Source organism: Methanospirillum hungatei (genome assembly GCF_020216685.1).
Lineage (GTDB): Archaea > Halobacteriota > Methanomicrobia > Methanomicrobiales > Methanospirillaceae > Methanospirillum > Methanospirillum hungatei_B.
In genome coordinates this window covers 1-11,633 of the sequence record NZ_JAIWNS010000167.1, presented here as the reverse complement: position 1 = coordinate 11,633, position 11,633 = coordinate 1, and the positions used below count along the sequence as shown (strand labels likewise).

Sequence of the window (11,633 nt, the reverse complement as noted above, 5' to 3'; positions counted from 1 at the left end):
TCCTGAAACATTTTCCATACTTTCTCGAATGTAAGGGGCCCTTCGTTCTCGTCTTCTGATGGGGCAGATGATACTTTTGAAGATGGATTCATTAGTATGTATTGGGCTCACACAAATAATGATGATGCGTTCAAACATTCAGCACTGCCCGTGAGAGTATTATGCAGATAGTGCCCATGGATTCGTTGGAGTTTATTTACTATGTCCGCTTCAGATAAGAAACACTATCATATTTTAGTGAAAGGAAAAGTCCGGGGAGCAGGGTTTCGGAATTACGTTGAGGATATCGCTGATGGTCTTGAATTAACCGGGTATGTTCGAAATCAGTCTTCACAAGAGGTTGCTATTGTAATTGAAGGTGAAGAGGGAAAAATTACTGCATTTATTCAGTCGATTCGAAAGATTTCTCCCCCGGTGAAGATCAAATCTCTTGAGGTTACTGAATATCCCTATTCGGGAAAATATTCAGAATTTATAATCATGAGGGGCGAAATGATGGATGAATTTTTAGATGGGTTTGATTCAATTCTCTATTACCTCCAGAGTATCAATCAGAGACTGGATCGGGTTCTTAAATAAGTGTGTTCAAAGATGATGTCATTCTGGTTCTCGCCATGGGTATCATTTCATTTATTGAGGAGATGATGAGATAATCCATTCAATAGCCTTTCAGGTTTAGGGTGGAAATTTTGACAATACTCTTTTTTCATTGGAGGTGACACATGAGCGTTAATCAAGAGATATTTCAGGGCGATACGAAAATGATGACTTCGACAGGTGTGTATTTCGAATGATTCGCGATTCCTGCAATATCCTGAATTATTTTGAGATTTCTGAAGGAATAAGGCTCATTTTAGAAGAAAGGATGGGTTTAAAAACTACGATAAACAAAGGTTTTATCGTCAATCAACGACATTTTTTCTGGGAAACTATTTATAACGATACTCACAACCTTGTTTTGTTGATGCTGAGAGTATCAGCATGAAATGTAGGAGGAAATTTACGTGAAGTTCGGATACGCAATTGTTCTTGCACTGGTTGCACTTGTTGCAGTCACTGGGTTTGCATCCGCAGACCGGCTCCCGCAGCAGGTTCCAGAGAACCAGATCTTTACCATCGATACTCTTATCGATGTTACTGGCGCAGTCAGCCAGGAAGCAGAAATGCAGTGGACCATCGACTCTCAGAATGCAGAATTTGTTGGTGCAATTTTTGATACCAACAGTCAGGAACAGCTCATTGATGCAGGTTACTCCTTGACAACTGCTGAGTATAACTACCTCAAGTCTGTTGCACAGTCATGGGCAACTACATATGGTACCTCTTGGACTACCTATTTAAATGCTGCTCAGTTATCAGATGGTAACTGGTATATTAAGAAGTTCAATGTTCCAAAGGAAGAGCTCACCACCAAGATGGAACCAGTCATTAACGCCGATGGTACTTCAGATTGGGGAAGCATGGACTTTGCAGGTTTCCTTGACTTAATGCTCCTTGATACTGAGAACTATGACTATGTTTCGAATGAAGGAAAGGTCCTTGGAAACATTCATGACAGCAAGCTCTATGCTGGTGAAGAGATCGCAATCCTGACCTGGACCGACTCCCTCCGCAGCAACGGTGGCAAGCTGGCACTCAACATGAACCTCGACTTCGACTCACAGAACAAGGGCAAGGGCCTTTCCAACCTCGAAGTTGAGAAAGTTCTGACCTATGCAAGCACTGAAGGTGCACACCTTGTTGGTGCAGAAGAGTGGACACTTGATGTTGCAGGCAACTGGGAGAAGACTGCAGACAGCATCCGCTGTGTCTTCGCATCCTCATCCAGCAGCTACTTCCCGGCATTCTGTAATGTCGTCAAGGCAAAGAGTGAACTTGTTAACATCAACAGTGCTCAGATCTCCACCAAGGGTGCAGCACGTGCAGTTGCAGCAACTGGTGACATCCCGGCAATGCTGAACTACCAGATCGCCGTCACTCCTGACAGCAACTCTGGCAGTGGATTTGCAGACGGAACTGTAAAGACTCTCTTCGGCGGCTCCATCATGGAAGCACGTGGAAAGAACCAGGTTCCATCCGCAACCAACAACTGGAAGGACACTGCATCCGTCACCGGCGGTATCAAGAACTTCCAGAAGACCTTTGCATACGAATCAGGATTTAAGTTCTAATACTTAAATCTTTGATTCATTCTTTTTTTAATTCTCTAATATCAGTATTAGTTAACTATTTTGACCTGGATAACTTTATCTCTGCAATTACGTGTAATTTCGATGGATTCATGTGATTGAAGAACCAGTACTATTGGAATGAAATCAATTTTCAATGATCGTTTTCATATTGGATTAGGTATTTGCCTCTTATTTTTTGCTCTCATTGGACTCTGGATACGTCTGTTGCCAATGGAATATTTACTATCTGGAATCGAGCCTGTTGTTTCAATGACCGATCCCTGGTACACGGTCCGTCAGGTTGAACAGATACTTCATCATTTCCCTGCTTATTCATGGTATGATCCGATGCTTTCTTATCCAATGGGTAAGGTTATTGACTGGGGTCCGGTATTTCCCTTAATGGTAAGCAGCGTTGTCTGGCTACTTGGTGCAACAAATCAGAGCGATATTATTCGAATAATCTCGTGGATTCCTCCAATTCTGGGATTAATATTGATTCCTATCTGTTATATGCTTGGAAAACTTGCCTGGAATAAGGAGGCTGGATATCTTTCGGCGATATTGATCTCAGTATTAGGAGGAGAAACACTCTTTCGTTCATTTTATGGATATGTCGATCATCATATTCTGGAGGTTTTGCTGACTTCATTGTTTTTTATCTGCTATTTCTACCTCCTAAAAAATTTGAAAAGCACAAAAAATCATATAAGTGATGAGTATGATCACCAGTGCCTGGTATGTAACTACGGCGATTTCTTACCTGCATTAATTGGTGGTCTTATTTATTATCTGGCTATAATGACAATACCTACCTGTACCCTTATTGCAGGTATTGTTGGGGTAATAACTCTGTTTTTACCTCTGGTAATTCATAATAAAGAAGATTTTCTTAAAATTTTAAAGATTCATGCGATAATATTTGGTTTTTTTATTATTCTTTTTGGAATCAGTGGTATTCATGTTCCCGGAGTATCATTTAGCCAGTATTCTATAGTTCATCTTTTGGCTCCTTTTTTAATCATTCTTGAATCGTTGCTATTGTATCTATTAATGTTCCCTCCAGTTTTGAGTAATCGGATCTACTATTATGCTATATTTGGTGTAATTGGTATTGGATTATTATTTGGCCTTAATGTAAGTGCTCCTGATATTATAGGATCTTTGATGGGTACATTAAAGGGAACATTAGGATTTGGTATTTCCGGAGTAACCATCGATGAAATGCAGCCCTCTGATCCCGTAGTGGTCTTACTTTTATTTAATATCGCATCCGCATTTGCGATTTTTGGATTTTATCAAATATTTAAAAAGTTCATTCAATTCAAGGAGCCCCTGTATCTGGGATTATGTACCTGGGGAATAGGTTTTTTTGTGCTAAGTATGCTCGTTACCCGGTATCTTTACTACAGTGGGATTGTTGTGGTTCTTTTTGCCGGCATCGGTTTAAGTGAATTATATCGGAGAATGATAACTTCCAATTCACCATCAGATAAGCGAAAATCAGATAAAAGAATTAACAATGTTACAGGAAATAAGAGTAATAAGTCAATAATCATAGTTGGAATATTAATTGGAATAATTACTATCCTCTCAATTCCTGTTGCGAGTGAAGTAGCCCATAAGGAAACTCAGATTGCATCTATTGATCTTGAATGGATTGATCCCCTTCTTTGGTTAAAAGATCAGAACTCTTCTGGTTTGGATTATTACTCTATTTACTCGAAAAGCGACTTTACGTATCCTGAAAATGCATCGACGATAATATCCTCATGGGAATATGGACACTGGATACTCGCCTTGTCTCATAAGATCATTGTCACATCACCGTTTGAAGATAATATGGGTTCAGTTGCGAAATATTTCTTATCTGAATCAGATGAGGAGGCAGAGAAGATAGCCGGAAAGTTTCATGGACAATATATTATTACTACAAATAAATTGTTATTTAATGACATTCCTACGTTATTTAAGTGGATTTCTCTTGATTTAACGATAGATCCATATTATTTTATCTTTTATAGTGTTCCAAATCAGAAAAGTCAGATACTCTCACCGATGATCGGATTGAAATCTGCCTTTTTTAACACGACTTTGGTAAAACTCCATGTGAATGATGGTTCGTTTATTCCAGCAAATACAAGCGTACTCGTTTCTTATCGTACAACAACAATAGAAAACCAGGAAGTTCCTGTTATGAAAAATTTACTCCCATTGAATCTGTCACAAACTCAGGTCTTCCTTTCACAAAAACAACCGAACCAAGAGGTTGTTTCTCTAAAATACACTTCCCCCATCACCGACACCCCGGCCCTCCAGAATTACCGCCTCATCTACGAATCAAACGGAACCCGGACATTCCCCGGTGACGTAACTCTCAACAACATCAAGATCTTCGAACGGGTCAAGGGATACACTATCCCCGGAACCGGGACCATCGAAGTCCCCATCATTACAAACCAGGGCCGTCACTTCACCTATCGTCAGCAGAGTGAGAATGGCACCTTCACCCTCCCCTATGCAACAACGAACTCACCCTATGATGTCCGTGCAACCGGGCCCTATCGTATCATTGAGACAAATCAGACCTTCGATGTTGATGAATCACAGATAGAGAAGTACTATACATAACTATCTCTGTCTTCCACTTTTTTAGTACCTGATTAGGTACTTATACTCTCCCGACAATTACACAGTTTGCATTGGTGGGTGGGGTTATGTTTTGGATACGTATAGCTGTAATTGCCATTCTGGCATTATTTTTTACATCAGTTCCGATAGGGGCAGACTTTCTTCCGAATGCGACACCTGAAAACCAACTGATATCGATCACAACTCTGATAGACGTTATCGGATATGTCAGCACCGATACTTCTTTCGACTGGACAATTTCATCCGGAACACGTGATGATCGGATGTTTGGACCAAATGAGACGATGGCCTCCTTACTCTACAAAGATTCATTGATGATCAACGGGGGGCATCTGATGCTGAGCAGTTCACTTGATTTTGATTCCCGGAACCAGACAAAGGGTCTGTATAACTTTAAAACAGACAAGGTAGTTACATACGAGAGTATAGATGGTAGTCACCTCGTAGCAGACGAGTCCCTGGTCATGAGTACAGGGGGGAACTATTCAGATTCGAATGGTATCGGCCGGTGTGTATTTGCATCCGGATCATCAGCTGCTGCTCCGGCATTCTGTAATACGGTCAGGGCACGAAGTTCGCTGATAAATGTAAACAGTGCCCAGTACTCAACGTCAGCCAAAGCCAGGACTGTCGCTGCTGATGGGTCGGTCCCGTCTGCACTCTCGTACCGGATTGCTCTCACACCAAATCCTGCATCTGGTCTGGGGTATGCAATCGGGACAGTGGCAACAGAGTTTTCTGCCGATGTCATGGAAGCCCGTGATGATGGGGCGTCATGGAACAGGACATCAGCAACGAACTCAATGAAGGATAAGGCAAAGGCAAGTGGAGGGATAATACAGTTCTCGAAAGCGTTTGACTATCAATCAGGTCTATCAGTAACCTAAATTTTTCTCTAATTCTTGAATCTCCGAGGTATCACCTAAATAGGTCAATTTCTCCTAGGGGTCGCATTTATGTTCTTTGTACTCATAAATTACCACCTGTCTTTTATAATTCGATAAAATTGAGGATTAATTGCTACAATAAACTATATGTTGCTATATATTTGGCTGAATCTAAATTTGACCTTTTGGAAGACCTGGATTTCTTATGGAATTCCAGATGTCAATATCGCAGGGCAAATCGCGTGCACACAAAGAAGAAAATGTGGACTTTAACTCTTCATTTCGTGAATCAGTTTAAAAACCTTGTAATGTTACTGAATTACTTCAGGAATTGTTTGAAACAGGTTGAATGAGGGTGTCATTACTGAGCGGGTACAGAGATATTCGTCAATTTTGGATGAACTGATGGCCACGTTGATATCAGAAATTCAAGAATAGTAAAGATCTACTGGCCAGCTTTCGAGTGCCCGACGAAAGGTAGTTTCATCGTTTATTTTTAACAGTAATAAACGGATCTTCTCCATGAAGACCTATACGGAACTAGAATCTAAATAGGATGAAGGGAATAAAAAGAGATGGTAGTATAGATACATGGCCACAAGGTGAACCACGATATCTATACAGATTCTCTTTAAATCCCTCTTCAGGGACTTTCCTTTTTTGGTGTTCATTTCTTCCCTACCTGGCCAGGATTGTGGATTATCCCAAACACAGGCAAATATTATTTGTAGAGAAACCCTATAGATAAATTGTCAAATCCGGCAGCCCGGAAGAGACTTAGGGGATCTGAATTAATTGGTGTTCATCCCTTTCGTGTATGCGGTAATGTGGATATTAGCCGCATACACGTAATTGTTCTTCTAGTGTCTTAATTTAGTCTACTATCTGCATTCCAAAGTTAGACTGGCTGATGTATTTAGCATTTGGTGATCATAAGACGTATCAATACATTTTGTACAATCCATCGTATAATCGTAAATATGGTTCAGATCTTTTTTGAACTATGTTTTAAGAGACCTGTATAAATCTTACAATCGCGCTTTATCATCCTTATGGTCACCCTATGACCTTTGGAATATTCCTTTATGCACGAATCAGTTAATACCAGATGATCTCCGAGGCTGCAGGCCTGGCAAGCAAGGGACGGATCACAGAGATTAAAAATGGCAAGTGCAAGAGCCTGAAAGAATCAGTACCAAGCACTTATGAGCATCTGAACCCCTTCACGAGAAGGTCCACATATATCCGCTCACACTTGAGTCTATACGAAACTATGCCTATTTCTTTGAGTTAATTGACTGGCTCTGTGTGAACCTGCAAAATACATACCTAAGGCTTTGAAAACAGATACAGACGCTAAGGGGGAGATTTGAACTCCCGAGGGATTGCTCCCACAAGATTTCCAATCTTGCGCCTTCCCAGACTAGACTACCTCAGCAAACAGAAGATGCTTACATATGTTGGCAGTCAGTTCTTTTAAGACTTTTCTCTCTTTGGCTGATGAGATTTCCAGACTGCTGGATACACCCCGATATCCTGCATGATAAGCCGGGGTGCGACAACCAGTCCCTTTTCACCGGGGACAATCCGTGAACTTGAAACCAGTGCTTCCCCGACTCCGATGAAATCATCCCCTGTCATCATGACGACAAGATCCTCCATCTGGAACTTATCATGACTGACAACACCCCGTGAAGAGAGTCTGGCACCATGACAGATTGCATCAGCGGCTGATTCCTTCATATATATCCGGGGAAACCCGTCCAATGCCTCAAGGGGTGACCGCACGATCTTCCGAAGGAACGAATCATCACCGGCACGTGCCCGCTCAACTGCGTCGCGGAGTGCATGAAGGGTGACACAATCCTTCTCGGAAAAGGGACCTGATCTGGTTCGCCTGAGCTCAACCATTGCTCCCCCTACCCCACAGGCCATGCCGATATGATGACACAGTGATCTGATGTAGGTGCCTGAATCACATTTCACCCTCAAGAGCACAAGTCGTCCGTCCCTTCCCAGCATCTCAAGTTCATGGATCTCCCTGATACGAAGGGCACGTTTTACTGCACTCCGCTTGGGTGGCCGCTGATAGATCCTTCCGGTGAAGTGCTGAATGACTTCAGCAAGTTCTGCATCTGATACATCTCCCTGTAGCCTGAGCAGTGCCACATATTCCTTATCATCCTGATGCAGAATAGTCGTGAGTCGGACTGCCCGCCCGAGAAGAATGACCAGCACCCCGGAGACCGGGGGATCAAGGGTTCCGGTATGACCAACGGATGACACGCCGGTAATTTCCCTGACCCATGCCGCCACCTGGTGACTGGATGGCCCGCGGGGTTTGTCGATGAGGATGATCGATCCCTGGTGCGCAGCAATATCTGCCAGAAAAGAAGAGGATTGTTCCATTATCCACCCGGATTCATGAGAAGGAAGAGATTGAGTTCATCGAGTGTCCCTTCAAGAGATCCATCCCCTACAACATCAGGCATAAGGCCTGCATCCTCCATGGCCTCCGCTGTCACCTCTCCGATAGCCATAAGGATAAGATCCTCCCGGCGTTTCCAGATGGCCGATTTAAATGACAAGGCACTGGTAAAAAGAATGCCCTCCGCCTGGTCTAGGTTGAGCAATTCATACGTCGGGATAAGTGCGTAAATCTGAAATTCAAATGGAAAACCCCCTGCATCCCGTATTCCCTGGAGAAGTTTATCATTTGGTGCATCAGATCGGGGGATGCCGATTTTTTTCCCTACAATCCAGTCTCCCAGGAAGGGAACGAAAGCCCGGGAGTAAAACTCATGGAGCACCTCGCACATGATGCCAAATTCTCTGAGGGCTTTTGCAGTTTGCGGACCGATTGCAATGACCCTGGGAAGTGGCAGGTCATGCAGATATGGTCCAATCTGGTGAGCCGGAAGGGCACTGGTAAAGAAAATACAGTCAAATTTCCTGTCCTTTACATCCTGAATAAATGCATCAATCTGGTCAGGGTTCATCTCCCCGATGAGTGGAGAGACCGGGTAACAGTCATGCCCCCTTCGTGCGCACCTTGCCTTGTCATCTCCCTCTTTTCCTTTCAGACGTGTAATTGCAATCCGCATATCATCCCCCTGGCCCCTCTTATTCAGAACGGATGCGGATATTTTATGCGTTCTATACACTTAAATCCATGAGAACCAGATGATTCATGTTTTGGCAGGTATAACGGGGGGGATGATGTGTGGGACAATCAGTGGTCTGACCCCTGGAATCCACGCAAACATGATTGCAGCCCTTCTCCTTGGATTTTCTCCGACGCTTCTTCCTCTCCTGGGCCCGGAAGGGATGGCGGCCATCCTTATTGCCACGCTCATCACCCATTCGTTCCTTGAAATAATCCCTGCAACATTTTTGGGTGTACCGGATGACGGGACCTCTCTCTCGGTTCTGCCTGCCCACTCTCTGACACTGAATGGAAAAGGGGAAGAAGCAGTCCGCATATCAGCCCTTGGAAGTCTGTGGGGAGTCATTTTTGCAATCCCTCTGGCACTTGCAGCACTGTGGTTTATTCCCCTTCTTCAGTCTTCGGTTGATATCCTGACCGGTTCACTCCTTGTTTTGATAATGGGTATGATCATCGTGCGCAGTGAAGCAACAGGCTGGCTCTGTGCCATCTGCCTTGTGTCAGGCATTCTTGGTCTCTTTGCTTTCAGGTTTGAGTACCTCTCATGGAACACCCTTGGAGCGGGAAGCATCCTTATGCCACTCTTGACCGGTTTATTTGGTCTCCCGTTCCTTCTGACGGCGTCTGAAGGGAATATTCCAAGGCAACGGTTTTCAGGTCTCTCAATGCAGACGAGGAGTGTGGCTCGTGCCGCTCTTCCCGGGACCATTGCCGGACTGGTCGTGGGGTGGCTTCCCGGGTTATCAACGGCAAGTGCCAATACCGTAATCTCCGGGTGGATCCCGTATGATCAGGAGAGGCTTCATTACCTTGCTGCAATCGGTGCTTCAACTCTCGCGAACAGTATTATTGGTATCGCAGTTTTTGTTGCCATTGGACGAATGAGGAACGGGGTGATGGCTGCATTCGCCGGGTTTGAAACGCCACCGGTTCTCTTCCTGCTGACAATTGCATGTCTTGCTGCCCTTGGTGCGTATGTCATTACGATCAGTCTCGCTGGAATGGCTTCATCCTTATCCGGTCTGAATAGTTCATATCTGAACACCTGGGTTGCTATCGCTCTTGTGCTGGTGTGTGGTATTCTGACCGGTCCCTTCGGTCTTGTCATTCTCATGCTTGCAACGGCTATCGGGATGATACCTGAGATGATTGATGTCTCACGGGTTCCCTGCATGGGGGTTGTTACCATTCCGGTCATTCTGTATTCATTCGGGATTGTGGTGATATAAATGGCCAAAAATCAGGTCGGCCGAACATTTCGGTATTGGTATGAGGCTCTTTACCAGGGATCGTCGGATTTTTTGACCCCGGCCGTCAGATCCTTGGGAGATATAATAGATGATATTCACGAGAGTCGTGATAATTCAGAATTACTCCCCCTGCCGGTTTGGGAGGAGGCAGTCAGTGCCGGATTTGTTCCTGACCGGAACGGATACCTGTCCCTCCTTCGGGATATTACAATCGGGCTGACTATTCGTGACCTGGAAGAGCGATGTGATAAAGATGAGGCAGCGCTCATCCATCTTATTAGGATCCTTGATGAGATTGATCAATCAATAGCCCGTCTGTATGAGAAGATTGAGGATTATTATATTGCACTGCACCCTGCCGGACTATCCGGGAATGAACGGAATATCAGTTCTCTTATTGAGAGCCTGGCAAAGGATCAGACGCATCCGTTAAGTCATCTCGCGGGAAATATCCAGCGGGTTCGTGAATCCCGGACTCTTATCTCTCAGCATGTTCGTGATTATGCAACAAAATCCCTTCCAAACATGTCTGCCTTATGTGGCCCACTTGTGAGTGCCCGTCTTCTTGCAGGAGCGGGAAGTAAACACCATCTTGCCGGTATGCCCGCAGCATCATTTCAGGTTCTTGGAGCCGGACCATCATTATTTATGCATCTGACAAGCGGGACAAATCCCCCGAAACATGGTATCATATATCAGTATAAAGGAGTCCATCATGCAAAACGACGGGTCAGAGGGAGGGTGAGCAGGGTACTTGCATGTCAGCTGGCAATCGCTGCAAGGATTGATTATTTCAGAGGAGCTCCTGATGATGAGTTTATCAGAAAGGCCGGTGAGAAGATATGCCGGGCAGGGAAGCTGGGATGATTTGGCAGGATGGAAAATTATTATCTCCCGGAGCAGTTTTGCCTGGAGATCGTGTGTATCATGGCATGCGGATATGGGATCCTGGCTATAGCAAGGTTGCTGCATTATGCCATATGCATGGTGAGCCTCCTGTCACAAATGCCCGTATTTTATATCTTGGGGCTGCAGCCGGATCAACGGTCTCATTCCTGTCTGATTACGCCGAGGTTGTGTACGCAGTGGAATTCTCTCCCCGGCCGGTACGGAGCCTTGTCCGCCTTGCCCTGGCACGAAAAAACATCATCCCGTTATTTGAAGATGCACGCTATCCCGAGCGGTATCTTCCCTTTGTCGAGCCCGTGGATCTCCTCATTCAGGATATTGCCCAGCGTGACCAGGCCGATATAGCTTTGAGGAATCTTATTTTTCTCAAGAGGGGAGGAGAGCTGATACTTTTTTTAAAATTGCTATCAATGGGGACTGATAAAAAAAGAGAGGACAGGATTACTGAAGTGGTGGAGGTACTTGAAAAAGGCGGAATCACCAATCCTGCAGTTCTTGATCTGGACAGGTACCATACCGGTCATGTATCAGTATGGGGAATATATTCTCCATAAAAAATTTTGAAAAATGATAGCCCGAAGCAGATTCGGACGGCTGT

9 protein-coding genes and 1 tRNA gene are annotated in these 11,633 nt (G+C 44.4%); 7 read left to right on the top strand and 3 right to left on the bottom strand.

From position 1 onward, the window contains the following. Positions 1-201: 201 nt before the first annotated feature. The 4 genes from LDL35_RS10585 to LDL35_RS10570 all read left to right on the top strand — a co-directional run bounded on the left by LDL35_RS10585 (position 202) and on the right by LDL35_RS10570 (position 5,710). The gene (locus tag LDL35_RS10585) at positions 202-579 is read left to right on the top strand and encodes an acylphosphatase (protein WP_304022305.1); all 378 of its coding nucleotides are present in this window, start codon (positions 202-204) and stop codon (positions 577-579) included. A gap of 425 nt (positions 580-1,004) precedes the next feature. Further along, the gene (locus LDL35_RS10580; protein ID WP_304022304.1) at positions 1,005-2,171 is read left to right on the top strand and encodes a hypothetical protein; all 1,167 of its coding nucleotides are present in this window, start codon (positions 1,005-1,007) and stop codon (positions 2,169-2,171) included. A gap of 138 nt (positions 2,172-2,309) precedes the next feature. Further along, positions 2,310-4,802 (top strand): oligosaccharyl transferase, archaeosortase A system-associated, encoded by a 2,493-nt coding sequence (locus LDL35_RS10575; RefSeq protein ID WP_304022303.1) that lies wholly within the window; start codon positions 2,310-2,312, stop codon positions 4,800-4,802. An 86-nt stretch (positions 4,803-4,888) separates the two neighbouring features. After that, on the top strand, positions 4,889-5,710 hold the full coding sequence (locus LDL35_RS10570) for a hypothetical protein (RefSeq protein ID WP_304022302.1): 822 nt from the start codon (positions 4,889-4,891) through the stop codon (positions 5,708-5,710). 1,354 nt (positions 5,711-7,064) lie between these two features. Here the strand turns inward: LDL35_RS10570 and LDL35_RS10565 are convergent. From LDL35_RS10565 to LDL35_RS10555, 3 genes are all read right to left on the bottom strand, one after another. Continuing rightward, positions 7,065-7,148, bottom strand: a tRNA-Ser gene (locus LDL35_RS10565). A 38-nt stretch (positions 7,149-7,186) separates the two neighbouring features. Continuing rightward, positions 7,187-8,119: an RNA-guided pseudouridylation complex pseudouridine synthase subunit Cbf5 gene (locus LDL35_RS10560; protein WP_304022301.1), complete on the bottom strand. Its 933-nt coding sequence runs from the start codon at positions 8,117-8,119 to the stop codon at positions 7,187-7,189. Then, entirely contained in the window at positions 8,119-8,814 is a 696-nt protein-coding gene (locus LDL35_RS10555; protein ID WP_304022300.1) for a uroporphyrinogen-III synthase, read from the bottom strand. The genes LDL35_RS10560 and LDL35_RS10555 overlap by 1 nt, the downstream gene beginning before the upstream one ends. A gap of 79 nt (positions 8,815-8,893) precedes the next feature. Here LDL35_RS10555 and LDL35_RS10550 point away from each other — a divergent pair, with 79 nt between their 5' ends. The 3 genes from LDL35_RS10550 to LDL35_RS10540 are packed head-to-tail and all read left to right on the top strand — an operon-like array spanning position 8,894 to position 11,589. Further along, positions 8,894-10,105, top strand: a complete 1,212-nt coding sequence (locus LDL35_RS10550) for a tripartite tricarboxylate transporter permease (protein ID WP_304022299.1) — start codon at positions 8,894-8,896, stop codon at positions 10,103-10,105. Next, positions 10,106-10,993 (top strand): RNA-processing protein, encoded by an 888-nt coding sequence (locus LDL35_RS10545; RefSeq protein WP_304022298.1) that lies wholly within the window; start codon positions 10,106-10,108, stop codon positions 10,991-10,993. Then, a complete protein-coding gene (locus LDL35_RS10540) occupies positions 10,990-11,589 on the top strand; it encodes a fibrillarin-like rRNA/tRNA 2'-O-methyltransferase (protein ID WP_304022297.1) in 600 nt (199 codons plus the stop codon). The genes LDL35_RS10545 and LDL35_RS10540 overlap by 4 nt, the downstream gene beginning before the upstream one ends. Positions 11,590-11,633 lie beyond the last annotated feature (44 nt).